Origin of the sequence: Arthrobacter sp. KNU40 (genome assembly GCF_051515115.1) — a bacterium.
GTDB lineage: Bacteria > Actinomycetota > Actinomycetes > Actinomycetales > Micrococcaceae > Arthrobacter.
The window spans coordinates 2192345-2216762 of record NZ_CP195850.1; the positions used below are offsets into that span (position 1 = coordinate 2192345).

Genomic DNA, 24418 nt, shown 5'->3' on the forward strand with positions numbered 1-24418 from the left:
CACGACAATGCTTACCTTTATCGGGCGAAGGCTGTTGACGGGCGTCGCGCTGCTGGCCGCCATCACTACGTTTGGATTCACGCTCCTCTATCTTGGCGGCGGTGACATCGCCAGGAAGATCCTCGGCGAGAGCGCCGACCAGCAGACGGTTGCCCTCAAGGCCCGGCAACTGGGCCTTGACCGGCCCGTTCTGGTCCAGTACGGGGACTGGGTCGCGCACGCCGTCCGCGGCGATCTGGGCGCGTCGTGGTTCAGCGGTCAGCCGGTCCTTGATGCCATCGGCTCGCGCCTGTCCGTGACGCTGTCCCTGGTCGCCGGCGCCATCGTTCTCATCGCCGTCATCTCGGTGGTCTTGGGCGTGCTCGCCGCCACCAAACGCGGGTGGGTTGACCGGGTGGCCCAGCTTTTGGCGATCGTGGGCCACGCGATTCCAGGCTTCCTTTTCGCGGTGGGGCTGGTCCTCGTCTTCGCCCTCACCCTGGGCTGGTTCGACCCCACCGGGTACGTGCCGTTCCTGACTTCCCCCACGGGGTGGGCGAAAACCGTCACCCTTCCCGTGATTGCCCTCGCCCTGGGCGGGATCGCCAGCGTCACCCAGCAGGTTCGCGGCTCCGTGATCGATGCCCTGCGCAACGACTACGTGCGGACCCTGCGCAGCCGCGGAATCCCCGCCCGCCGCGTGGTCCTCAAGCATGTCCTGCGTAACGCCGCCGGCCCTGCCCTCGCGGTCCTGGCGGTCTATTTCGTGGGTCTTCTCGGCGGGGCAGTAATTGTCGAGCAGGTCTTCGCCATCCCCGGCCTCGGCCAAGTGGCCGTACAAGCCACGACCCAGGGGGACATCCCCCTCGTCATGGGGCTGCTCGTCGCCACCGGCATCCTCGTCATCATCTTCAACCTCCTTGTAGACCTGGCCCAGGGCTGGCTCAACCCGAAAGTGCGTCTGTCATGAGTACACCTGTCCACGCCCCGGATCACCAGCTCACCATCGCCCCGCCGGAGGCCGCCGCCCAGGCATCCCTCTTGCGCCGCGTGCTGCGCAACCCGCTGGCGCTGGGTTCAACATTCTTCCTTGCCGTGGTCATCGTCAGCGCTATTGCGGCCCCGCTCTTGGCGCCACACAACCCCAACACCGCCGACATCTCCGCGGTCCTGTCGTCCCCGGACGGCGGGCACCTTCTCGGGACGGACGGCGCAGGCCGCGACGTGCTCTCAAGGCTCCTCTTCGGGGCGCAGTTCAGCCTCGCCGGCGCGCTTGTCGCGCTGGTCACCGCAATGTTGATCGGTGTGACCGGCGGCTTGTTGGCCGGGTACTACGGCAAGTGGATCGACACCGTCTCGACCTGGGTCATCTCCATGCTGATGGCACTGCCGGCGATCATCGTCCTCCTGGCCGCGCGCGCCGTCGTCGGCCCTTCCCTCTGGGCCTCGATGCTGATCTTCGGCGTCATGCTGTCCCCGGCCTTCTTCCGGCTCGTCTACGCCTCGGTTTCCGCCGTCCGGAACGAGCTGTACGTCGATGCCGCCCGGGTCTCCGGCCTCAGAGACCGGCGGATCATCGGCATCCACATCCTGACCGTGGTCCGCGCACCCATCGTGGTCCAGTCCGCGATCGTCGGCGGCGTTGCACTTGCCGTTCAGTCCGGACTCGAGTTCCTGGGCCTGGGGGACATCAACGTCCCCACCTGGGGACAGATGCTGAGCGACGGGTTCACCAACCTTTACACGGCACCGTTGCTGATCATCTGGCCAGCCCTCGCGATCGGCCTCACCCTGATCTCGCTGACCCTCCTCGCCAACAGCCTGCGCGACGAACTCGAACGCTCCAACGCGCCCCGCAAGCGCCGCCGTAAGCAGCATGCGGAACCACCCGCCGTCGTCGGCGAAGAAGTCATGCGGCACGACGACGGCGGTCCGGCCGGCGAGGCGGTCCTCCGGATCGAGAACCTTTCGGTCGGGTATGAGACGGGCGACGGCGGCACGAAGCGCGTGGTCCACGACGTCTCCCTCACGGTTGCCCGCGGCGAGGTCCACGGTCTCGTGGGCGAATCCGGTTCGGGCAAGACCCAGACGGCATGGTCGGCCCTGCGGCTGCTGCCCGAAGGCGGCAGGATCACGGGAGGGTCGATCTTCTTCCACGGGGAAGACCTGGCTGCCTTGAGCGAGAAGGACATGGAGAAGATCCGGGGCTCACGCATCGCCTACATCCCCCAGGAGCCGATGTCCAACCTGGACCCCTCGTTCACGATCGGCAGCCAATTGGTCGAACCGATGCGGATCTGCCTCCGGATTTCCAAGAAGGAAGCAACAGAACGCGCGCTGGCGCTCCTGGCCCGCGTGGGAATCCCCAACCCCGGGCGGACGTTCGCCGCATACCCTCACCAGGTCTCCGGTGGAATGGCCCAACGCGTCCTCATCGCCGGGGCAATCTCCTGCAACCCGGATCTGCTCATCGCGGACGAGCCCACCACGGCACTCGACGTCACCGTCCAGGCCGAAGTCCTGGACCTGCTGCGCGACCTGCAATCGGAATTCCAGATGGCCGTCATCCTCGTCACCCACAACTTCGGCGTCGTCGCAGACCTCTGCGACCGCGTCTCGGTGATGCGGATGGGCAGGATTGTGGAGACCGGACCCACGCGGTCCATTTTCACCGACCCGCGCCACCCCTACACCCGCGAACTCCTCGGAGCCATCCTCGGCGAAACCAGCCCCCGCGGACCACTCGCCACCTTCGACGCTGGACCCAGTGCCAGCCCGTCCCGGAAGGGAGCCTTGCGGTGAACCAGCCATTATTGGACATCCAGAACGTCACGGTCGAATACCCGGCAAAGGGTTTCCGGTCCAAGCCCTTCAGGGCCCTCAACAACGTCTCGCTCGACGTGCGCGCCGGAGAATGCGTCGGCCTGGTAGGGGAGTCCGGCTCGGGAAAGACCACCCTGGGCCGCGCCGTCCTGGGTCTGGCACCCGTGACCGAAGGCAAAGTGCTGTTCCGTGGCCAGGACATCGCCCATGCCGGCCGATCCGAGCGCCGGGAACTGGCCAGCGACATCCAGGTCGTCTTCCAAGACCCCTACACCTCACTGAACCCGGCCCGGACAGTCGAGCAGATCCTTGCCGAACCCCTCACCGTCCGGAAGGTCCCGCGCGCTGAAACCTCCCAACGCATCCAGGCGCTGTTCGAGATGGTCAGGCTCCCGGCCGACTCCGGGAACCGGCTGCCCCGGGAATTCTCCGGAGGCCAGAGACAACGCATCGCGATCGCCCGCGCACTTGCCCTGAAACCGCAACTCATCGTCTGCGACGAACCCGTCTCCGCACTGGACCTGTCCACGCAGGCACGCGTCCTGGAACTCTTCAAGGACATCCAGGAACAAACGCACGTCGCATACCTGTTTGTTTCACACGACCTCGAAGTCGTCCGGCACATCAGCCACCGGGTGGCCGTCATGTACCGGGGAGACATCGTCGAATTCGGCGACGGCGACCAGGTCACCAGCGCCCCCCGGCACCCCTACACCCAGCGGCTCTTCTTCGCCGCCCCGGTTGCCGACCCCGAAGCCCAGGCCCGACGCCGCGAAGAACGCCACCGGCTCCTCACCGAGCAGATTGCCTAAGGAGTACCCGTGACCAACATCCTCCTGATCACCGCCAACTGCTATCTCCGCAGCTCCAGGCAATGAACCAGCCGAACATCCTGTGGATCTCCACTCACGACATCAACCCCGACCTGGGCTGTTACACGGGTGTCTGGCCCGGGGCAGAGTACGCGGTGACGCCCCACCTGGACCGGCTCGCCGCCGAAGGGGCCAGATTCGACCACGCGTTCGCTTCCGCCCCGGTGTGCGCGCCTGCACGGTCCGCGATCATGACCGGATGCTTCCCCACGGTGATCGGGACGATGCACATGCGCACCAAGGCCGTGCTTCCGCCGGGGGTGAAGCTGTTGCCGGAGTATTTCCGGCGGGCCGGCTATTACTGTACGAACAACTGGTTCACGGACTTCCAGGTCGACATTCCGCCCACCGTCTTTGACGATTGCTCACCTGTTGCACACTGGCGGAACCGTCCTAATCCCGGCACTCCCTTCTTCGCGGCATTCCACGGCATGGCCACTCACGAATCCCGGATCTATGTGGACGACGACGCATTCGAGGCGAGTACGGCGAACGTTGGGACCGCTGACAGGCATGGTCCGGCGTCGGCGCCCTTGCCGCCGTACTATCCGGACACGGCCGTGTTCCGGCGGGCGTGGGCACGGTACGCGGACCTCATTACCGAAATGGACCATTGGGTGGGAACCATACTGGACCAGCTGGAAGAAGACGGCCTGGCGGAAAACACGATTGTGGTGTTCTGGTCTGATCACGGCAAAGGCCTGCCGCGGGCCAAACGCTGGGCCACGGAAGCAGGCCTCCGCGAGCCATTGGTCATACGCTGGCCGGGCAAGATCCCCGCCGGCACGGTCAGGGGAGATCTGGTCCACACGATGGATCTGGCCCCGACCATGCTCCACGCCTGCGGACTGCCCGTTCCCGAACACATGCACGGCGTCCCGTTGCTCGGGCCCGACGGGTCCTTCATGGAGGAACCGAACCAGTACGTCTACGGCGGACGGGACCGGATGGATGAAGCCGAAGACACCTCCCGCACCGTCCGGGACCTGCGATTCAGATACGTCCGAAACTTCCACCCCGACCGCCCGCCCATGCTTCACACCGACTACCCGGACCGGCTCCCGACATGGTCTGAGTTGCGCCGTATCGCGGCAGAGGAGGCCCGGCAGCTTGCCTGCGGTGAACCCCGCAGCATCTTCACCGAGCTTCAGCGCACGCTCGTGGCCGTTTCCAAGCCCGTCGAGGAACTCTACGACCTTCTTCAGGATCCCCACGAAACCCGGAACCTCGCCGCCGATCCAGACCATGCCGCGGACCTTGACCGGTTCCGGGATGCGCTGGCGCGGTGGCAGGGCCGCTTCGGCGACCTCGGTCTAGTCGAGGAAGCGGAACTCATCGAGCGCTGGCGGCCCGCAGGCCTGCCCCGCACCACAGCGGCACCCATCGTAGTCCGGACGCCATACGGGCTGGAAGCTGAATGCGTCACCGACGGAGCGTCCATCGCGTGGACCTCGGATCCACCCGGGCCTATTCAAGGCAGAAACCCCATGGAACGGGCCGCAGGCAGCCCCGAACACGACGGACGGCGCTGGCATCTGTACTCAGGACCAGTGCTGAACTACGACGCCGGGCAGCTGTGGTTCCGTGCGTGGCGGATCGGCTTCCAGCCCAGCGAGGAAATCCTTGCGCCCGTGCCCGTCCGGGCCGAACACACCACCTAGCCCGAACAACTTCCGAAATCAGGGCCCAAGTGCCCACCAACAAATCATTTTCAAGATAGGAAACCCAACATGGAAACTCTGACTCCGGGTCACCGTTCAGCTGCCCAGATTGCCATCGACCAGCGCCTGGAGTCCCTTCTGGCCGAGCTCACTCTGGAGGAGAAGGTGCGGTTGTTGACAGGTCGGGATTTCTGGACGACCTGGCCGATGGAGAAGATCGGGCTGCGACGCATCCTGGTCTCCGACGGCCCAAGCGGCGTCCGCGGGGAGGTGTGGGACGAGCGCGAACCGTCGATGAATTTCCCGTCCGCTGCTGCGATCAGCTCCACCTGGGACCCTGCGATCGCGGACCGTCTGGGTGCCGCTTCGGCCGTCGAAGCCCGCCGCAAGGGAGTCGACGTCGTTCTTGGTCCGACCATCAACCTGCACCGTTCCCCGCTGGGCGGCCGGCACTTCGAGGCGTTCAGCGAGGACCCGGTCCTGACCGCCGAACTCGCGGCCGCGTATGTGGCCGGGGTCCAGCGCAACGGGGTGGGTGCGACCCCGAAACACTACGTGGCCAACGATTCCGAAACGGACCGTTTCACCGTGGATGTTCTCGTCGACGAGCGCCCCCTCCGAGAGCTGTATCTGCTGGCGTTCGAGAAAGCCATCGTTGAATCCCGTGCCTGGCTGGTGATGAGCGCGTACAACTCCATCAACGGGGCAACGGCCACCGAGAACGATCTGCTGGAAACACCGCTGAACAGCGAATGGGGTTTCGACGGCGTCGTCATCAGCGACTGGACCGCCGTGCGCAGCATCAACTCCGCCAGCGCCTCCCAGGATCTGGTGATGCCCGGCCCTGACGGCCCGTGGGGCGCAGAGCTCGTGCTGGCGGTCAAGTGCGGGCAGGTCCCGGAAGCGGCGGTCGACCGAAAGGTGCTGCGGATCCTGCAGTTGGCCGCCCGGGTCGGCGCCCTGGAAGGCTTCGACCCCGTTCAGGCCGAACCGATAGACCGCGAGGACCCGCTCGCGTTCGCAAGGGAAGCATCCGCGGCCGGCACCGTGATGGTGAAGAACGACGGCGTGCTGCCGCTCGACCCTGCCTCCGTCGGCAAGATCGCCGTGATCGGACACAACGCCTTGCAGGCCCGCACACAAGGCGGCGGATCTGCCACGGTGCTACCCGAGAAAATCGTGACACCGCTGGACGGAATCCGTGCAGCCTTCGGCAAGGAGAACGTCAGATACAACGTAGGCGCCGTGGTCCAGGAAGGCGTCGCCGAACTGCCTTTGGAGCAGCTGACCAACCCGGTCACGGGCGGCCCGGGGCTGCGGGTGCGATTCTTTGCCTCCACCGACGAGGAACTTTTCGCGGAGGACCGCCGTTCCACGGCCTTGGTTTGGTTCGGCGGGGACGCCCCGATCGCGGAATCCTCTATGGTGCAACTACACACCCTTTACACCCCGGGGGAGACCGGGACAATCCACCTGGGGTTCGCCACGGCCGGGCACGGCCGGATCTTCGTGGACGGGCAACTCCGGCACGAAGCCACGATCGTCCCCTTCGGCACCGACCTGGGGGCCGCGTTCCTTGCCCCACCCTCGGAAACCATCCCTGTCCAGGTCACCGCCGGCAAACCCATCGACGTCCGCATCGAACTGGACATCGCCAACCGCACCGCCGCGCTGTCCAACGCGCTCAGTGTCACGATCGGCACGGAGGCGGACAACTCCGACCCCGAAGCGCTCATCATTGAGGCTGCCAAGGCCGCCCTGGAAGCCGACGTCGCCGTCGTCGTGGTCGGCACGAACTCCCGCGTGGAATCGGAAGGCTTCGACCGCACCAGCCTGGACCTGCCCGGCTTTCAGGACCGCCTGGTTCATGCCGTCGCCGCGGTCAACCCGCGCACCGTTGTGATCGTCAACTCCGGTTCCCCCGTCCTCATGCCCTGGCGCCACGAGGTCGCGGCCACCCTGATCGGCTACTTCGGCGGCCAGGAATTCGGCAACGCCCTCGCGGACATCCTCACCGGGCAAGCCGAGCCCGGCGGACGGCTCCCGACCACTTGGCCCGCCACCCAGGCCGACGTGCCCGTCATCAACACCACACCCAACGCAAACGGCAAACTTCGCTACGACGAAGGCATCCACATCGGCTACCGCGCCTGGCTCAAGACTGGAGCGGAACCGGCCTACGAATTCGGGCACGGACTCGGCTACACCAGCTGGACCCTCGACACAGTTGACGTCCCGGCGACCACAGCGCCCGGCGCCGTCGTGCCCCTCGAGTTGACCCTGAGCAACACCGGGAACCGCCCCGGCAAGCAGGTGGTGCAGGTCTACGCCGAACGGCCCGGCTCCGCCGTGGACCGCCCCGCGCGCTGGCTCGTCGCCTCCGCCCCCGTATGGGCCGAACCCGGCGAAACAATCACCGCGGTTATCAACATACCCACCCGCCTCCTGGCCTACTGGGACAACGGCTGGACCTACGAACCCGGTGCCTACCGCCTGCGCATCGGCACCTCAGTCAGCGAGCTTCCGCTGTCAGTGGACTTGGCGCTCGAGGGCTAGGAAAGGCCACCTCCCAGTTGGCGGGTAGCGAGAACGAACGTATCTGGTTCAGTGCGGCTCCCTGAGACGGGAGCTGCGCTGGAGCAGCGGACCAGACCTGCGCTTCGGTACCGCCGTCTATCAGCGACCGGCACACGCGTCAGTTGCCAGGCCGGATGCTGGCCTGGGGGACCGATCTCCAGGCGCCAGCTGCAGCGGACGCCGCCTCTCCTGTGTCCAACATTGCGACGAAGAGCCCGGTTATGGTGCCCCCTTTCGGGGCAGCTGCCAGGAGTGAGATGACCTACTAGCAGAGAGGCCGGAATTGGAAAACGTCACATCAGAACGCTGTGGTGACAGTTTCAATAACCTGATATTGTCAGCAATTAGCACGAGCTAATAGCACGAGCTAAATTCATCTTTCGTCTCCCCTCCCAGTGAAGGTCCCTTATGTCACTCACGTTGCCTGATCCCAGAATCATTCCTGCGGACTCCGTTCCCGCCCTTCGCTGGGGCATCATCGGAACCGGGATCGCCTCTCGTTTTGTCCACGCGCTTCATGCCCACACGGCGCAACGGGCCGTTGCCGTAGCTGCCCGTGATGCCGCGAAGACGACCGCGTTCGCGACGGAACACGGCATCCCCAGCGTGCACAAGCACGTGTCGGCGCTCATCGCGGATGCCTCCGTTGACGCCGTATATATCGCGACGCCGCACCCGCAGCACTTCGATCTCGCGCTCGAGGCGATCCACGCGGGAAAGCATGTCCTGATCGAAAAGCCGGTCGCGATGTCAGCAAGTGAGACGCGCGCAATCACGGCCGCCGGCCGGGCGGCAGGAGTGCTCGTGATGGAGGCGATGTGGACCCGTTACCTGCCTCAGGCCGACATCGTCCGCCAACTCCTCGCGGACGGAGTGGTCGGCGACGTTCAGTTGGTCGGGGCCGACTTCGGTTTCGCCGCGCCTTTCGATGCCGGCCACCGTCTGTGGAAGGCCGAACTCGGGGGTGGTGCCCTGCTGGACGCCGGTATCTATCCGATCTCGTTCGCGTCGTCCGTACTCGGCTCTCCGAGTTCTGTCACCGCGGCGGGCGTGCTCGCACCGACCGGTGTGGACGCCCGCGCCGACCTCCTCTTGACCACGGCGAGTGGGGCGACGGCGCTTGTTTCCACCTCGATCGTCACCTCCCTTCCCGTCGTTGCGTCGATCATGGGTACAACCGGGCGGATCGAGCTGGCAAGCCCGTTCTTCGGCCCCTCCGGCGTGACGCTTACGACCGGCATGATCCGCTCCGAGGAGACTGCCACGTGGCGGGACGAAACCTTTGAGACCCTGCACGAGGGGCTCGGATATCAGGCGACGGCCTTCGCGTCCTACGTTGCGGAGGGGCGAATCGAGTCACCGCTGCACCCACACGACGAAATGGCTTCGATCATGGCCACAATCGACGAGGCAAGGCGACAGGTCGCGCACGCTGGGCGCCAAATGGCAACCGCAGCCGAATAGTGACCGAAAGAATCCATCAAGACAATCAGGAGCAAACTATGACAGCATTCACCACGCACACTCTTGACCAGCTCCTCGAACACGATCGCACGATCGACTTCGAGGCCTTTGACCACGCCGACGCGTGGGCCGTTGGCCAACGAATCCTCGCAATCGCCCACGAGCGCTCGGCTGCGATAACGGCAGCGATCTGGCTCGGCGAGCAGCGAGTCTTTCACGCTGGCCTGAGGGGAACTTCGGCCGACAACGACCAGTGGATGGAACGCAAGGCAGCGCTCGTCCGCCGCTACGACGCGAGCTCATGGTTCACGACACACAGGCTGCGGGAGTACGGGATCGTGGAAGAGTCCGCGCGGATGGGGCTCGATGCTAGCACCCACACGCTTAGCGGGGGAGGATTCCCGATCCGCGTACGAGGGACCGCAGTCGGCGTAGCAGTGGTCTCCGGCATCTCCGACGACGCCGACCACACAATAGTCGTGGAAGCCCTCCGAGGTCATCTCGAGGACCAATCCGCACCGGCATCTGGCAGGGCTATCCGCCACACCGTCGTCTTCCGCCTCCTGCACGAGCACGGCTCGGACGCCGAGGCGGAGTTCCTCGACACTGCGGCCAAGACGCTCACCGCGATCGACGGCGTCGTCGACTTCGCTGTGAATCGCCAGGTGAGCGCCAAGAGTGACCTGGACTGGCAGATCTCGATGGTCTTTGCAGATCAGGCGAGCTATGACGCGTATAACGCGCACCCATCGCACGTCGCCTTCGTCGAGTCACGCTGGCAGAGCGATGTTGCGGTTTTCCAGGAGTATGACTTTGCGGTGAGGTGAGGCAAACAGCTACTCAACGTGCAGGCAATATGATTGGACACGTGATGGACAGCTCTGAGCGGCACCTCGGGACCTCGGCAGGGGCGGGGCCTAGCCGGATGCCCACGATGAGCGATGTCGCCGCCCGCGCCGGGGTTTCGCGGCAGCTCGTCTCGCTCGTGTTCCGCGGGGTATCAGGACCCAGTGAAGCGTCGAGGGAGCTTGTTCTCGCCGCGGCCGCAGAGCTGGACTTCCGGCCGAACGCCTCGGCACGAATGCTCCGGCAGAGCCGGACGTACCTCATAGGTGTGCTCTTCACCGCCCTGAATTCCTTCGAGGTACGTGTGGTCGAGCGCCTGCTCGAACGTGCTGCCGAGGAGGGATACGGCATTGTGCTCGGTCCGGTGACCGAACGGCGGACCACCGAGGTCGTGATCTCCGAGCTCCTGGAGCATCGGGTGGAGGCGTTGGCCTGTTATAACCCCGATCCGGACTCGCCAGCGCTCCAACGAGCGCTCGACCTGATGCCAGTGGTTTGGCTTGGCGAGCGGTCGAGGGAGTCCCGCGCGGACGTCGTGCGTACCGACGACGACGCCGGGCTCATGCTGCTCGTCGGCCATCTCGCAAGCGCGGGGCATCGCGACATAGCCTATGCAGGTGGTCTCGGCGGCGTCTGGGGACCGGATCGCGCCGCGACGTACCGTGCGGCGATGACTGCGAATGGGTTGGCCGACAAGATCGACGTCGTCGAGGTCGGTTTCGGAGAAGAAGACGGAGCAACGGCGGCCCGCGAACTCCTCGCCCGAAACAGGCTCCCGACGGCGGTAATCGGCTGCAGCGACCACTGTGGAGCCGGGTTGCTCGCCACCTTCAGACACGCAGGTGTCGACGTTCCTGGCACGATCTCTGTCACGGGATACGACGACAGTGACATTGCTTCACTGTCTTATAACGACCTAACGTCAGTGCGTCAGGACGTGGACCTCACCGTCGACGGGACGCTCTCTGCGATTACGCGACGGCTCACCGCCCTAGAGGCCAGGCCTCTCGAAGTCGCGACCGAAGCTACGCTCATTGTCCGATCGACCACTGGACCGGCAAGGGAAGAAGCGAACGAAAACCCTTACTCCTTTCTCTAATGGGGGACACGGCCAGTCACGTCCCGGGACGGACACGGTGATCCGACGTACCTCGATACCGCGTACCATCCGTGAGTCGGTACATCCTGGGCGGATTCCTAAGGAACTGGGAGCGAATACACGGAAGCGTGTCGCCACCGGCCCGGTCACGAGACCTCGATGGTCACCACTGCCGGCGAGGTTGAAGATGACTTCGCCTCCAACACGGCTTCCGATTTCACCGCACGGGAAACGCAGCACGCCATCTTTTCGGTGGCGTTTTGCTGCCTGACACTATAGAAGACGTCCCGATGGTCGATGGTGCCCTCGAGCTTCAGGATTCGGACCTCGCAGAGGCCGCATTCACCCTTTCGGCAGTCGAACATCATGTCAGCGCCGGCATCTTCAAGGGCTTCGAGCATGGAGCGGCCCTGTCCCACCGCCACTTCCAGGCCGAGCGCTGGAACTTTGACGATAAATTCTTCGGGGTCGAACCAGCCGCTGTTGCCGAAGGTTTCGTAGCGCAGATTCGGGAAGTTCAGCTCACGATCGGTCCATGTGCGGCGGACAGCGTCCATGAGGCGGATGGGACCGCACATGTAGAGTTCCGTGTCCATGTTGACGCCGGCGATAAGGGCGTCGACGTTCAGGGACGAGCCTTCATCGTCAACATGGACCACTAGGTTTTCACCATGGGTCTTCTGAAGCTCCTCCAGGTAAGCCATGGCTGAGCGGGTGCGTCCGGCATAGACGAAGGTGTAGGCCGCGTTGAGGTTCTTCAGGACGCGGGCCATATTGATCATCGCAGTGATCCCTATGCCTCCGGCCAAGAGGATGTAGCGTTCCGCGCCGACCCGGAGCGGAAAGTTCTGGAGTGGTTGGGTAAATTTGAGGTGGTCCCCTGGCTTGAGCGCATGGATGAACTCCGATCCGCCTCGCGACAGCGGCGCCTTCAGGACGCTGATGACCAGGCGTTTTCCGTCCTCGCTGGACTCGACTACGGAGTACGAGCGCCTGTCCTCATGGCCGTTGGCCGACACCATGACGTCGATGTGGGAACCGGGTTCTGCTTTTCTGGGGATCGTTGATTCCAGCACAACGCGTTGGATACCAGTGGCGATGGTGCATGTTTCTACCACTGCTCCGAGCTGCCAGACTTCGATGTTGGATGCTGCCATGTTTGTCTCAGTACCTGTCTCGTTGCTGCCGGTCCTCGGCGCTAGGGATCAGGCGGCCTTCGGATTCGAGCTGACGTTCGATGAGGCGGCGGACCCACATTCCGCCGGCATCAATGTTGAGGCTGTAGAACTCATAGTCGGGGTTGGCGTCGATCGCTGCCTGCTGCGCCGTGAGCATCGCCTCGTCTTCGCCGAACACGCCGTGGACCCCGTCCCGCAGCTGGGAGGTGATGAGCTGGCTGTCCAGGCGGTAGTTGCGCATGAACGCCCAGAAATAGTGGCAGCTCTTGTCGCTCTCGGGTGAGATGGCGTTCATGACGTATCCGTTGACGCCCTGCGAACGGTCGCCCTCGAAGGCGCCCGTACCCGCTTTGGCCACGCCCACATCAATGTTGATGACGGAGGGGGAGCGGAATGTGATGATCTGCCAGCGGTCCACTTTTCCCTCAAACCCTGGGAACTTATCTCGCATGTTCTTCAGCCAGAAGGGTGGGGCGTCAATGTTGAACATCCAACGTGCCACGGTGACGGTTTCATCGTCATGAGTGACTACGAAGTCCGATTCGCTCAGTTCCTCCTGGCCAATGGAGGACGAATGAATGAATTCCTCGTGGGTGAGGTCCATGAGGTTGTCCAGCACCAGCTGGAAGTTGCAGGGAGCGTAGATTGTCTCGCCATCGCCGGCCCACTCCGGGGAGTCCAGCTGGTGCATGTCGGGAATGAGCCTGACATCAGCCTTAGTGGCGTCTCCAAGCCAGACCCACACGTAGCGGTGACGCTCGACAACCGGGAAGGACGGGACAGTGGCGCTGGGGTTGATCGTCTCTTGGGCGGGCATTGAGACGCACCGGCCGGCAGAGTTGTAGACGATGCCGTGGTACGGGCACTGGATCTCGTCCTTGCGCAGCGTCTTACCGAGGGACAGCGGGGCCAGTCTGTGCCAGCAGGCGTCTGCGAGGGCCACAGCTTTGCCATCCTCGGTGCGGTAGAGGGCCAAAGGCCGCCCTGCCACCTTGCGCGACATCGGCTTGCGCGTGACTTCCTTGTCCCATGCGGCGACGTACCAGGCGTTCAGGGGATAGCCCAGCACCTTGTTGGTGGTGGAACTCTGACTCCGGACAGCTGTCACAGTATTTCCTTCCGTTGCCCGGACAGCCGTCGACCATGACGGCCCGGGATGGTCCATCGCGGGGCATTTCAAGCAGAATACCTATGCCCATAGTTAGTGTGTGGGTCACAGACTATCTACGGATATAGTTATTAGCAATAGCCTGTTCCTGAGCGAGGTCCCCATGAGTCTCCGTTATGCCTTGCTGGCGCTTCTGTCGGTGGAACCGATGACCGGCTATGACCTGTCCAAACGCTTCGGGGCCTCGGTGGCCTATGTCTGGCACGCGCCCGACTCCCAGATCTACCCTGAACTTCGGCGCATGGAAAAGGATGGCCTCCTGGAAGGAGAGGATGTTCCGTGGGGTCACAGGGCAACGAAGACCCGGTATCGGATTACAGATTCGGGGATCGCCGCTTTCCGGGCGTGGATAAATACGCCGCTGGAATATTCAAGGGAGCGGGACCCGGTTCACTTGAAAGCCGCTTACCTCGAGTGGGCGGAACCTGAATCTGCCCGGACGCAGATGGAGGCCCACATCGCATACCACGAGCTGCGCCGGAAGCAGTGGGAGGACATGATAAGCGAACTCCGCGGCGGGACGAACATCATGCTGCGCAAGCGTCTGGAAATGACCGCAGAGGCTGACCGGCTTCGGACCACGGAGTTCAAGATCTTTACCTACGAAGGGCTGATTGCCCGTGCAGAGACGGAGATTGCCTGGGCGCGGCGTGGCCTGGAACTTATCGATCATCTCGACGGCGCTTAGTCGCCGTTGTCCGAGGCGGCCCGCTGGCGCACACGTCAGGGCTCCCCGCCTCACGGGTTGAAGGCTACGCGGGCCAGCAACTGGCGCAGAGTTTCCTGCTCCGCCGGGTTCAGTTGATCCAGTGCCACGGATTCGCCCTGTGCAGTGGCGCGGCGTGCCTTCCTGTACAGCTCATGCCCGGCCGGAGTTCCGGCAATGACCTTGGAGCGCCGATCCTGGGGATCGGCGCGGCGCTCCACCAGTCCGAGGGTTTCCAATTGATCCACCAGCGGCACGATCTGGCTGGGATCCAGAGAGAGGAAGTCGGCCAGCTCCCGTTGCGTGGGAGCGAGACCGCTGCAGGACAGGGACAGGACCGAGTACGAGCGCACCTTGAGGCCCAACGGTTCGAGCAGCTTGTTGGCCCTCGCCGCGCCCGTTGCGCGTGCGCGGGCCGTCAGGAATTCAATTTCACCTGCCAGCTCACACGTGAGGAATCGATCAATTGTGTCGGTGCTCGTGCTGGTTCGGCTTACCAAGTCAGCGCCTTTCAGGGTAGATAAGAAGATTAATCATTGACGTTTTTAAGAGTTTAAGTTGTTATGTATACAGCAAGGTTCCCACGAGCGGTCGGCGGGAACAACAGAAGCCCTGAAGGAGCAGAACATGTCACTGGCTGGAAAAGTAGCTATAGTCACCGGTAGCGGCCGTGGTCTCGGGCTGAGCTATGCTCAGGAATTGGCCCGCCAAGGTGCCGCCGTGGTCATCAATGATGTCGACGCCGATGTCGCGGCGGAAGCTGTCGAATCGATCGTGGGCCGGGGCGGCAAAGCCGTCGCCGTGGTGGCGCCGGTCGGCTCCAGCGAAACCGCCAAGGCCCTTGTTGCCTCGGCCGTGGAGAACTTCGGCCGACTGGACACCCTGGTCACCAACGCCGGGGTCTTGCGCGACAAGTCCATCCTGAAGATGACGGACGAGGACTTTGACCTGGTCATCAACGTCCACCTGCGCGGTACCTTCACCTGCGTCCGCGAAGCGTTCGGCTACTTCAAGGAAAACGGTGTCGCCGGCCGCATTATCACCATTGGTTCGCCGACGGGCCAGCGCGGAAACTTCGGTCAGACCAACTATGCGGCAGCCAAGGCCGGCATCGTGGGTATGGTCCGCACCTGGGCGCTGGAGATGAAGCGTGCCGGCGTCACCGTTAACGCGGTCATCCCGGTCGCGGCCACGGCCATGACCAAGACTGTTCCGTTCTTTGCCAAGGCCGTGGAGGCGGACGAGCGCGGTGAAGCGATGCCGGAGTTCTTCCGCAAGGAACTGGGTTTCGGCACGGCCGACGACGTCGCTGGGTTGATTGCGTTCCTCGCCTCCGAGGAAGCGGGCAAGATTACCGGCCAGGCCATCGGCGCCGGCGGGGACCGCCTGCAGTTGTGGAGCCACCCGGAAGCCATTATTTCGGAGTTCCACGACGGCGGCTGGGATTACTCCACCTTGCAGGAGCAGTTCAACACCCTCTTCGGCAACAAGCTGCAGTCAGTTGGCGAGTCCTTCCCCGAGCTTCCTGCCGAGCTGCAGCCCGAGCCGGCAGCAAATTAGCAAGGAACGCAAGCCATGAGCGTTCGCTACGAACCCGGGATCGACCTCGAGTCCATCACCGCGATCGACATGCACGTGCACGTCGAGGTCGACGACTGCGGCCACAAAGCCATGCCTGAGGACCTCTTCGAGGCGTCGGCCGCCTACTTCAAATCCCAGGAGCGCACCCCCTCCGTGGACCGGATCGCCGAGGTCTATCGTGAGGCGAGGATGGCAGCGGTCCTCTTCACGGTTGATGCGCGAACGGCGCTCGGACATGAGCCCAATTCAATCGAAGACCTGGTGGCAGGCGCCGCCCGCAACAACGACGTACTGATCCCCTTTGGCTCTGTCGATCCGCGCACTGGTGCGGATGCCGTCGTCGGGGCACGATACCAGGCCAACGAGTTGGGTGTTCGGGGTTTCAAATTCCACCCCTCGCTGCAGGGCTTCGATCCCGCCCGCGAGGAGTTCTACCCACTCTGGACTGCACTTGAGGAACTCGGTCTGCCGTGTATCTTCCACACCGGACAGAACGGCATGGGTGCCGGGCTTCCCGGCGGGCGTGGCATCAAGCTTCGATACTCTAACCCCTTGCTGCTTGACGACCTGGCAGCTGACTTCCCGGGCCTAACGATTATCATGGCGCACCCTTCGGTGCCATGGCAGGATGAGGCCAATTCCATCGCAACCCACAAGGCCAACGTTTTCATTGACCTCTCTGGTTGGAGCCCGAAGTACTTTCCCGGCTCGCTGGTGAAGCTGAGCAACAATATCCTGTCAACCAAGGTGCTCTTCGGAACCGATTACCCGCTGATCACGCCTCAGAAGTGGCTTGGCGCCTTTGCCGATCTACCACTCAAGGACGAAGTCCGCCCGCTGATCCTCAAGGACAACGCGGTCCGGGTCCTGGGACTGGACCAGGCATGACCGGCTTCTTTTCAAGTGACCAGTACGGTTTTGCCCGCCTGCTCACAGACGCAGAACGCGCAGCCCTGTTGCGCCTTCGCTCGGTGCTCGATGAAGAAGTGCGCCCGATCGTCAACGAGTATTGGGATCGTGGCGAGTTTCCCGAGCAGGTCATCGAGCCCTTGATGAACCTGAACCTGATGGCCCCCGCCGAGGTGCTGGCCGCTGGCCAGAAAGTACGAGGACTCTTCGGTGGCTTCCGGAACTTCGAGCTCGCCCGGGTGGACGCTTCCGTGGTGACTTTCTACAACGCGCAGTCCGGGTTGTTCCGCACCACGGTGAACCTGGGCGGCAGCCCTGAACAGGTGGCGGACCTTGACCCGAAGATTATCTCGTACGAGTACAAGGGCGTCTTCGCGCTGACCGAACCGGAGCACGGCTCGGACATCGCCGGGGGGCTGGAAACCTCCGCCACCTTCGAAGGGGACGACGACGGCGGACACTGGGTCATCAACGGTGCCAAGCGCTGGATCGGTGGCGCTGCCCAGGCGGACGTGCTGGCGGTCTTCGCCCGCGACACGGCCGATTCCAAGGTCAAGTGCTTCCTGGTGCCCACCGATGCGCCGGGAGTCAAGCTGAGCAAGATTGAGCGCAAGACCAGCCTGCGGATTATGCAGAACGCCGACATCGAGCTCACGCAGGTGAGGGTCCCGGCGACGGCCCGACTGGAAAAAATCAACTCGTTCGCTGACGTCGCGGCGTGCCTGCGCAACATGCGCTCCGACGTCGCCTGGATCGCCGCCGGCGCGTCGGCGGGCGCCTACGAGGCCGCGCTGAAGTACGTTTCCGGGCGGCAGCAGTTCGGCAAGCCGCTGGCCTCGTTCCAGCTGATCCAGCAAAAGCTGGCCACGATGCTCACCAATGTCACCGCGTCCCTTGCAATGGTGGTCAGCCTGACCCAGGCGCAAGACGAGGGCATCTACGTAGACGAAAACTCTGCGATGGCCAAGATGTTCACCGCTCGGATGCTGCGGGAGACCGCGGCGCTGGCCCGGGAGATCTGCGGGGGCAATGGCATAGTTCTCGACTACGACGTCGCCCGTTTCCATGCCGACGCCGAAGCCATCTATTCCTACGAGGGCACCGACGAGATCAATGCGTTGATCCTGGGCCGGGCCATTACGGGCATCGGGGCTTTCCGCTAGGCGGAAGCCCCGCGGCGTTACCAAGCGTTACCTGAACCACCCAATACCTATCCAAGGAGAACCCATCATGGGCCAGACAGTTCTTTCCTACGAGCAGCTCGCAACCGCCGCCGGCACCGACCTGGGTTACAGCGAATTCAGGACGGTCACTCAGGATCAGGTCAATACCTTTGCCGATGCGACGGATGACCACCAGTGGATCCACACCGACCCCGAAAAGGCCAAGGAGGGCCCGTTCGGCGGCCCGATTGCCCACGGCTTCCTCTCGCTGAGCCTGCAGATCGCCTTCTGGTCGGAGCTTTTCGACGTCACCGGTGTGGGCACCCGGGTCAACTACGGGCTGGACAAGGTCCGCTTCCCGTCACCGGTACCAGTGGGCGCACGGATCCGCATGAAGGCACACATCGCCGAAGTCGAAGAGGTCAGGGGTGGCTACCAGATCGCCGTCGACCAGGTCGTGGAGGCCGACGGCGCCCCGAAACCCGCCGTCGTTTCCCGCGGCATCTACCGCTTCTACGCCTAAAGACGCACGCATGTTGAACCAAGGATTAGGAAGCTGGATCCACAAACGCCGGGTCAAGTCCCGAGGGCACACCGCCATCATCGACGGCCCCGTGTCCGTGACTTACGAGCAGCTGGCCGACCGCATCGACCGGCTGGCCAACGTACTGACTAACCAGGGCATCAAACGCGGGGACAGGGTGGCCTACCTGGGCAACAACCACCCCGCGTTCCTTGAGACGCTCTTCGCCTGCGGAAGCATCGGTGCGATCTTTGTTCCCATCAACACCCGCCTGGCACCGCAGGAAGTGGCGTTCGCCCTGGAAGATTCCGGAACGACCCTGCTCATCAATGCCCGGCAGAGCGAAGGCCTGGCTATGGCGGCCACCGCCGTGAGGCCCGTCGCGGCGCGACTCGTCGTTGAAGCCGGCCATGACGTCGTCGGGTCCTATGAGGCGGCCATCCGCGCAGCCTCGGCAGAGCACCACGAATATTCGGTTTCCCTGGACGACACGTCCATCATCCTGTACACCTCCGGAACGACCGGTAACCCCAAGGGCGCCATCCTGACCCACGGGAACCTGACCTGGAACTCGTTGAACGTCCTGGTCGACTATGACGTCACCAGCACGCAGGTTGCCTTGATGATTGCCCCCATGTTTCACGTCGCTTCCCTCGGCATGGGCGCACTGCCCACCCTGCTCAAGGGGGGAACCCTGGTGCTTCAGGACCGGTTCGACCCGTCGGCCGTCCTGGCCGCCATCGAACACTATCGCGTCACCTCGCTCTCCGGTGTGCCCACCACCTACCAAATGCTTTCTGAGCACCCGAACTGGGATGCCACCGACCTCTCCTCGATCCGGATGCTCACCTGTGGAGGTTCGGCGGTCCCGACGCGGGTCCTCGACGCATACGAACAACGAGGACTTTCCTTTTCCGGCGGCTACGGCATGACAGAAACGTCACCGGGGGCCACCTCGCTGCAATCCGAGTACTCGCGGGAGAAAGCCGGCTCCGCCGGTCTTCCGCACTTTTTCACAAGCATCCGGATCGTTGATGCGAACGGTGAAGACGTTTCCGCCCACATTGTCGGGGAGATCTTGATCCAGGGCCCCAACGTGATCCCCGGCTACTGGAACAGGGTAGACGCCACGGCAGACGCCTTTCAGGATGGGAATTGGTTCAAGTCCGGTGACATGGGGTACATAGACGATCTGGGCTTCTTGTATATCGCCGACCGGCTGAAGGACATGATCATTTCGGGCGGGGAGAACATCTACCCGGCGCAGGTCGAGCAGGCCATAATGGAACTTCCCTCCGTGGCCTCTGTGGCGGTCATCGGTGTACCTGACGAAAAGTGGGGTGAGGCAGTGCACGCGGTCATCGTTCCGGCCGAGGGACAGCACGTCACACACGCCGATATCGCCACCCACCTCGATGGAAAGCTGGCCCGATACAAGATCCCGCGCACGGTCGAAATCGTCGACGACCTGCCGCGCACCGCGAGCGGGAAGATCCGGAAGAACGACCTGCGTGAAAACTACCGGAAGAGTGCCCTGGCCTAGGCTGACTCAGAGCAACTGCGAGATCCGGCCGATCAGGCGCTTCGTTTGCTACGTGAATTATGCACGACGCACTGTTCGTGGGCTTGTATTGGTGATCAGGGACGATGACTTTGGAAGGGCCCGCTCATAGATTGACTGGTAGCGGTTTGTTGTCCCCGACCCAGCCAGACCGCTTAGGCCTGGGTCCCAATCTGAAAGCCTGCCCCGTCATGACCTCTACCCTGCAGAAGGCCCCGCTCGAACGACAGTCCCCACCCTCCGGTCGCGACGGTATGGCTTGCCTTATTGTCCACGGTCCGGACCGCCCCGGAATTGTCTCAGCGGTGGCCACTTTGCTCAAAGAACACCAAGGAAACATCGTTTCGCTTGACCAATATTCGGAGAATGAAGAAGGCGGTCATTTTTTCCAAAGAACCCTAGTGCGCGTTGCGAACCTATCGCCGGCATTAGGTAAACTACGTGCTGCTTTGGACAAGACCGTGAAATCAGAAATGGGCCTGGAATACACGCTCAGTGACTACGCCAAGCCGAAGCGTGTTGCGATTCTCGCCTCTAAATCTGACCATTGTCTCCTTGACCTGCTCTGGCGGCAACGGCGAGGCGAACTCCCCATCACCATCACCATGGTCATTTCCAACCACCCCGACATGGCCGAAGAAGTGCAGCGTTTCGGCATCCCGTACTTCCATGTGCCCACCCAAGGCGTGGACCGGCGGTCGGTGGAAACGGAACACCTGCGATTGCTGCGAGACAATGTGGATTTCGTGGTGCTGGCGCGGTACATGCAGATTCTGTCCCCGGAATTCATTCGGGACTTGGGTGCCCCCATCATCAATATCCATCATTCCTTTCTCCCCGCATTCATTGGTGCCGGCCCCTACGCCAAGGCGAAGCAGCGCGGGGTTAAGTTGATCGGCGCGACAGCGCACTACGTTACCGAGGAACTTGACGAGGGCCCCATCATCGACCAGGACGTCGTTCGGGTTACCCACGCAGACTCGGCGCCTGACATGCAGCGGCGGGGTGCCGACGTGGAACGAGCCGTGCTGTCTCGCGCCGTGCAGTGGCACGCAGAGGAGCGTGTCATCCTTTTCGGTGGCCACACGGTTGTCTTCGCCTGACGGCATGCCGACGAAAGATCCGGCCTCTGTCGTTTTCGTGAAGAACAAGCGGCGGAACACTGCCGAAGTAGGCATCGCCAACAAAAGGGCTTGCGGCCCTGCACGCTTTATGCAGCCGCGTCACGTGACGGCGACGGTAGCGCACTCCAAGACCAGGAACGCCGCGGAAGTCAGCCGACGCGCCCATATTTTGATCGTCGCTACCGGCGTACCCGAACTCATCGGCCGTGAAGACGCCAGGCCCGGGCGGATTCTTCCGCAGCCGCCAGGAAACCCCCGAATCCTGGATCAATCAAAAGGAGAACGACATTGTTAGCGACATCTTCAACCCTAATCTTTAACGTCCAGGATCCCGCGTCGCGGGACCAAAAACTGGAGGAAGCCACCGCATTTTTAAGTGCTAAAGCGACCGGTTGCGGCGTCGTCGTCACCAGAGTCGATTTCGCTATGTTCACGGTCGCTCTCAGCTCCGACGTTCCCTACGGTCTCACCCGGGAGATTGATTTGTTGTGAGGCGATCAGGACCTGGGTCATGAATGCTCCGACGCCTAATGCTGGGGCGGCTGCCGCCAATGCCGCGGCGACCTTGCAACTGGACACGGCCGACATGTCCAGTCCCTCAACGTGCTTGAAAGACTGAACCTCTTCGCCGATTCGAAAGCAACGAGCGGACGAACGCCGGTAAGGGCACGAAGAATACTTCCGTGCCGAAAAGCGTCGAATGCGGCACGGAGTCAATGATTTCCGGCGGTTATCGTGCAGCGATGGGACGTTTGTGCATGCCGCACACGATTGCGTCCAATGTTGGATCCAGCGCCTCGTGACCGGCGAAACACCAATCTGTAGCTTGAATCACATAGCTGATGTTCGGAGAATCGATGACCAACTTAAGGAACAGGCAGGGCACCATGAACAGCCAAACCACCTTCGCGCCCTCCCCATCGGGCGTCACGGGTCATCTCCTTCGCCAGGCCACTGGGCGTTTCGCGACAGGGATCACTGTTATTACGGTCCCGAAGGCAGACGGCACCCACCACGGTATGACTGCCAACTCATTCATTTCCGTTTCGCTGGAACCGCCCCTGGTGCTCGTTTCCGTCGGAAACCAATCACGGACGAAGCTCCTGCTTGACGACGAATCCAGGTTCGGGATCAGCATCCTGGCGCAACACCAAGCTCTGGCTGCCGCGCACTACTCGGGCAAAACGCAGGACGTCGAACCCTTGCTGTCCTCGAGCGAAGGCGTCGCACATGTCGAAGGTGCGCTGGCGCGCCTGAGCTGCACGGTTGTGGACCGGCATCTTGCCGGGGACCACACACTCTTTATCGCCAGCGTGGACGATGTGTCATTCGAAGACGGGCAACCCCTGATCTTCAACCAAGGCCGGATGCTCCCGTTGGCGCACTATCCTGCAGGCTGAAATCCATGGCACCAGAATCCCTTGACAGGGCCCGGGCGCTTTGACCACGCCATTCCATCGTGGCAAGTGCCCACTCAGGGCAAACCAACAATTGGAGAAGAATCAATGAGCCAGAACCCAAATGACCTGCGGGAAACCGCACGTGCACTCGTTAACGGCGTCGTAAGCACTGCAGAACGCCCGCTCGGCGAGGTCGACAACCCTGCAACAGGGGAAATCCTCGGGTGGTACGAACTGTCGAACAAGTCTGATGTCGACGCGGCGGTGGAGGCCGCCGACCAGGCCTGGCCCGGCTGGGCTTCATTGCACCCGTCTGAGCGTGCCACGATGATGCGTTCGGCTGCCGAAGCCATCGCGGCAGAGACGAAAGACCTTTCGGAAACGCTGATCCGCGAGGTCGGAAAGCCGCTCGCCGAGTGTCTCGTTGACGTCAACGGCGGAGTTTATTTGTTGCGCGCCTTCGCCGACCTTGCCGAACCAGCGGCCGTCATCCAAGACCTGACGGGTCGCGAGGGTACCGCGCCGGCCGACGAGGTACTCCTGCAGCGCAAGCCGCTTGGTCCCGTGGCCGTGATTACTCCGTGGAACACGCCGATCTACCTGTGCCTGAACTGCGTTGCTCCTGCTTTGGCGGCCGGATGCACAGTGGTGGTCAAACCCGCAGAGGCAGCGCCTTTGGCACTGACCCGGGCACTGCAAATGCTGGCCGCGGCGCTGCCGGCCGGCGTACTCAACATTGTGCAGGGACGCGGCGACGAAGCCGGGGATGCGCTGACGTCGCATCCAAAAATCCGGGGTATTAGTTTTGTCGGAGGTGTGGTCGCGGGCCGCAAGGTTCTTGAGTCCGCTGCGGCAACCATCAAGAAAACCTCACTGGAGCTCGGTGGCAACGACCCTGCCATTGTCCTGGAAGATGCGAACCTCGACGATGAAACCCTCCGCGAAATCGTTGCCGGTGCCTATGCTGTCAGTGGCCAAATCTGCTTCAACATCAAGCGCATCTACGTCCATGAATCACGCTTCGAGGAGTTTGTCGACAAGTTCCGGACAATGGTCGACCAGCTGGTCCTTGGGCCGGGCCACGTTCCGGGCGTCCACTTCGGTCCCATGACGACCGAAGGCGGTTATAAGAATGCGTTACGTCTTCTAGGGGACGCCCGAGCGGCTGGGGCTACCGTTCACGAGGGCGGCGTCTTTGCTGCGGAGGCCGATGTCGAGCGGGGACGTTACATCCGCCCGGCAGTTGTAACCGGAATAGATCCGGGCGCGGAACTTGTGATCGAGGAACAGTTCGCCCCGATAATCCCGGTACTTCCATTCGCAACCGACGATGATGCCGTCGTCGAGGCCAACCGGACGGAGTACGGTCTGGCTTCCTCCGTCTGGTCATCGAACGCCGAGCATGCCCGTGCCGTGGCATTGCGGATCGAAGCCGGAAACACCTTTATCAACGGGCATAGGGTGGGCACTTCTGTTCCGCTGGTGCCATTTGGCGGTTTCAAGCAGTCGGGTTTGGGTCGCAACCATATGATGTACGCGATCAACGAATGCACCGAGGAACACGGCGTGATCCGGTACACGAGCGCAGCTGCGCAAATTCCCCGCATGGAAGCCTGGGGTAGCTTGGATTCGGCGAAGGCAGCCCGGTAAGACGTCGCCTGCCATATGCTGCACGGGACCGATGGATTTCCATCGGTCCCGTTGCCCTGTGCACATGTCTTGGCGGGACATCTCATTGTCCGCTACAGGTCATTCGCGTTCATATAGTAATCACTTTAGTAGTG

Annotated in this window: 21 protein-coding genes; 18 read left to right on the forward strand and 3 right to left on the reverse strand. The window is 62.9% G+C overall.

What is annotated here, in order from left to right; all coding sequences use genetic code 11:
* Window positions 1–7: 7 nt before the first annotated feature.
* The 8 genes from ACSKT0_RS10090 to ACSKT0_RS10125 all read left to right on the forward strand — a co-directional run bounded on the left by ACSKT0_RS10090 (window position 8) and on the right by ACSKT0_RS10125 (window position 11321).
* Window positions 8–949, forward strand: a complete 942-nt coding sequence (locus ACSKT0_RS10090; protein ID WP_437773611.1) for an ABC transporter permease — start codon at window positions 8–10, stop codon at window positions 947–949.
* Window positions 946–2781 carry a dipeptide/oligopeptide/nickel ABC transporter permease/ATP-binding protein gene (locus ACSKT0_RS10095; RefSeq protein WP_437773612.1) on the forward strand — a complete coding sequence of 612 codons (1836 nt, stop codon included), beginning with the start codon at window positions 946–948 and terminating at the stop codon, window positions 2779–2781. Before ACSKT0_RS10090 ends, ACSKT0_RS10095 begins: the two co-directional genes overlap by 4 nt.
* Entirely contained in the window at window positions 2778–3614 is an 837-nt protein-coding gene (locus ACSKT0_RS10100) for an ATP-binding cassette domain-containing protein (RefSeq protein WP_437773613.1), read from the forward strand. The genes ACSKT0_RS10095 and ACSKT0_RS10100 overlap by 4 nt, the downstream gene beginning before the upstream one ends.
* A gap of 62 nt (window positions 3615–3676) precedes the next feature.
* Complete coding sequence (locus tag ACSKT0_RS10105) at window positions 3677–5335, forward strand: sulfatase family protein (RefSeq protein ID WP_437773614.1); 1659 nt, start codon at window positions 3677–3679, stop codon at window positions 5333–5335.
* Window positions 5336–5404: 69 nt separating this feature from the next.
* On the forward strand, window positions 5405–7891 hold the full coding sequence (locus ACSKT0_RS10110; RefSeq protein WP_437773615.1) for a beta-glucosidase: 2487 nt from the start codon (window positions 5405–5407) through the stop codon (window positions 7889–7891).
* Between the two features lie 429 nt (window positions 7892–8320).
* The gene (locus tag ACSKT0_RS10115; RefSeq protein ID WP_437773616.1) at window positions 8321–9376 is read left to right on the forward strand and encodes a Gfo/Idh/MocA family protein; all 1056 of its coding nucleotides are present in this window, start codon (window positions 8321–8323) and stop codon (window positions 9374–9376) included.
* Between the two features lie 38 nt (window positions 9377–9414).
* Window positions 9415–10203, forward strand: coding sequence for a heme-binding protein (locus ACSKT0_RS10120; protein ID WP_437773617.1), 789 nt, complete (start codon window positions 9415–9417; stop codon window positions 10201–10203).
* Window positions 10204–10247: 44 nt separating this feature from the next.
* Complete coding sequence (locus tag ACSKT0_RS10125) at window positions 10248–11321, forward strand: LacI family DNA-binding transcriptional regulator (protein ID WP_437773618.1); 1074 nt, start codon at window positions 10248–10250, stop codon at window positions 11319–11321.
* Between the two features lie 146 nt (window positions 11322–11467).
* Here ACSKT0_RS10125 and ACSKT0_RS10130 read toward each other — a convergent pair whose 3' ends face one another.
* A complete protein-coding gene (locus ACSKT0_RS10130) occupies window positions 11468–12478 on the reverse strand; it encodes a PDR/VanB family oxidoreductase (protein WP_437773619.1) in 1011 nt (336 codons plus the stop codon).
* A gap of 7 nt (window positions 12479–12485) precedes the next feature.
* On the reverse strand, window positions 12486–13607 hold the full coding sequence (locus tag ACSKT0_RS10135; RefSeq protein ID WP_437773620.1) for an aromatic ring-hydroxylating dioxygenase subunit alpha: 1122 nt from the start codon (window positions 13605–13607) through the stop codon (window positions 12486–12488).
* Between the two features lie 163 nt (window positions 13608–13770).
* Between ACSKT0_RS10135 and ACSKT0_RS10140 the strand changes: the two genes are divergently transcribed.
* Window positions 13771–14355, forward strand: a complete 585-nt coding sequence (locus ACSKT0_RS10140; RefSeq protein ID WP_437773621.1) for a PadR family transcriptional regulator — start codon at window positions 13771–13773, stop codon at window positions 14353–14355.
* Window positions 14356–14405: 50 nt separating this feature from the next.
* Here the strand turns inward: ACSKT0_RS10140 and ACSKT0_RS10145 are convergent, their stop codons facing one another.
* On the reverse strand, window positions 14406–14873 hold the full coding sequence (locus ACSKT0_RS10145; protein ID WP_437773622.1) for a MarR family winged helix-turn-helix transcriptional regulator: 468 nt from the start codon (window positions 14871–14873) through the stop codon (window positions 14406–14408).
* A gap of 127 nt (window positions 14874–15000) precedes the next feature.
* On the opposite strand from ACSKT0_RS10145, the gene ACSKT0_RS10150 reads away from it, so the two are divergent.
* From ACSKT0_RS10150 to ACSKT0_RS10190, 9 genes are all read left to right on the forward strand, one after another.
* A complete protein-coding gene (locus ACSKT0_RS10150; protein WP_437773623.1) occupies window positions 15001–15933 on the forward strand; it encodes an SDR family NAD(P)-dependent oxidoreductase in 933 nt (310 codons plus the stop codon).
* A gap of 15 nt (window positions 15934–15948) precedes the next feature.
* On the forward strand, window positions 15949–16842 hold the full coding sequence (locus tag ACSKT0_RS10155) for an amidohydrolase family protein (protein WP_437773624.1): 894 nt from the start codon (window positions 15949–15951) through the stop codon (window positions 16840–16842).
* Entirely contained in the window at window positions 16839–18026 is a 1188-nt protein-coding gene (locus ACSKT0_RS10160; protein ID WP_437773625.1) for an acyl-CoA dehydrogenase family protein, read from the forward strand. Before ACSKT0_RS10155 ends, ACSKT0_RS10160 begins: the two co-directional genes overlap by 4 nt.
* Window positions 18027–18093: 67 nt before the next feature.
* A complete protein-coding gene (locus ACSKT0_RS10165) occupies window positions 18094–18549 on the forward strand; it encodes a MaoC family dehydratase (protein WP_437773626.1) in 456 nt (151 codons plus the stop codon).
* A 10-nt stretch (window positions 18550–18559) separates the two neighbouring features.
* The gene (menE, locus tag ACSKT0_RS10170; RefSeq protein WP_437773627.1) at window positions 18560–20092 is read left to right on the forward strand and encodes an o-succinylbenzoate--CoA ligase; all 1533 of its coding nucleotides are present in this window, start codon (window positions 18560–18562) and stop codon (window positions 20090–20092) included.
* Window positions 20093–20364: 272 nt separating this feature from the next.
* Window positions 20365–21213 carry a formyltetrahydrofolate deformylase gene (gene purU, locus ACSKT0_RS10175; RefSeq protein WP_437774006.1) on the forward strand — a complete coding sequence of 283 codons (849 nt, stop codon included), beginning with the start codon at window positions 20365–20367 and terminating at the stop codon, window positions 21211–21213.
* Window positions 21214–21322: 109 nt separating this feature from the next.
* Complete coding sequence (locus ACSKT0_RS10180) at window positions 21323–21529, forward strand: hypothetical protein (RefSeq protein ID WP_437774007.1); 207 nt, start codon at window positions 21323–21325, stop codon at window positions 21527–21529.
* A 592-nt stretch (window positions 21530–22121) separates the two neighbouring features.
* A complete protein-coding gene (locus ACSKT0_RS10185; RefSeq protein WP_437773628.1) occupies window positions 22122–22634 on the forward strand; it encodes a flavin reductase family protein in 513 nt (170 codons plus the stop codon).
* A 105-nt stretch (window positions 22635–22739) separates the two neighbouring features.
* Window positions 22740–24284: an aldehyde dehydrogenase family protein gene (locus tag ACSKT0_RS10190; RefSeq protein WP_437773629.1), complete on the forward strand. Its 1545-nt coding sequence runs from the start codon at window positions 22740–22742 to the stop codon at window positions 24282–24284.
* Window positions 24285–24418: the final 134 nt, after the last annotated feature.

Bases quoted from the DNA above. Each gene is read 5' to 3' on its own strand.
- ACSKT0_RS10090 (WP_437773611.1), top strand. From the start codon at position 8: ATGCTTACCTTTATCGGGCGAAGGCTGTTGACGGGCGTCGCGCTGCTG.
- ACSKT0_RS10105 (WP_437773614.1), top strand. From the start codon at position 3,677: ATGAACCAGCCGAACATCCTGTGGATCTCCACTCACGACATCAACCCC.
- ACSKT0_RS10120 (WP_437773617.1), top strand. From the start codon at position 9,415: ATGACAGCATTCACCACGCACACTCTTGACCAGCTCCTCGAACACGAT.
- ACSKT0_RS10125 (WP_437773618.1), top strand. From the start codon at position 10,248: ATGGACAGCTCTGAGCGGCACCTCGGGACCTCGGCAGGGGCGGGGCCT.
- ACSKT0_RS10190 (WP_437773629.1), top strand. From the start codon at position 22,740: ATGAGCCAGAACCCAAATGACCTGCGGGAAACCGCACGTGCACTCGTT.
- ACSKT0_RS10130 (WP_437773619.1), bottom strand. From the start codon at position 12,478: ATGGCAGCATCCAACATCGAAGTCTGGCAGCTCGGAGCAGTGGTAGAA.
- ACSKT0_RS10140 (WP_437773621.1), top strand. From the start codon at position 13,771: ATGAGTCTCCGTTATGCCTTGCTGGCGCTTCTGTCGGTGGAACCGATG.
- ACSKT0_RS10150 (WP_437773623.1), top strand. From the start codon at position 15,001: ATGTCACTGGCTGGAAAAGTAGCTATAGTCACCGGTAGCGGCCGTGGT.
- ACSKT0_RS10110 (WP_437773615.1), top strand. From the start codon at position 5,405: ATGGAAACTCTGACTCCGGGTCACCGTTCAGCTGCCCAGATTGCCATC.
- ACSKT0_RS10160 (WP_437773625.1), top strand. From the start codon at position 16,839: ATGACCGGCTTCTTTTCAAGTGACCAGTACGGTTTTGCCCGCCTGCTC.
- ACSKT0_RS10185 (WP_437773628.1), top strand. From the start codon at position 22,122: ATGAACAGCCAAACCACCTTCGCGCCCTCCCCATCGGGCGTCACGGGT.
- menE (WP_437773627.1), top strand. From the start codon at position 18,560: ATGTTGAACCAAGGATTAGGAAGCTGGATCCACAAACGCCGGGTCAAG.
- ACSKT0_RS10165 (WP_437773626.1), top strand. From the start codon at position 18,094: ATGGGCCAGACAGTTCTTTCCTACGAGCAGCTCGCAACCGCCGCCGGC.
- purU (WP_437774006.1), top strand. From the start codon at position 20,365: ATGGCTTGCCTTATTGTCCACGGTCCGGACCGCCCCGGAATTGTCTCA.
- ACSKT0_RS10095 (WP_437773612.1), top strand. From the start codon at position 946: ATGAGTACACCTGTCCACGCCCCGGATCACCAGCTCACCATCGCCCCG.
- ACSKT0_RS10115 (WP_437773616.1), top strand. From the start codon at position 8,321: ATGTCACTCACGTTGCCTGATCCCAGAATCATTCCTGCGGACTCCGTT.
- ACSKT0_RS10180 (WP_437774007.1), top strand. From the start codon at position 21,323: ATGCAGCCGCGTCACGTGACGGCGACGGTAGCGCACTCCAAGACCAGG.
- ACSKT0_RS10155 (WP_437773624.1), top strand. From the start codon at position 15,949: ATGAGCGTTCGCTACGAACCCGGGATCGACCTCGAGTCCATCACCGCG.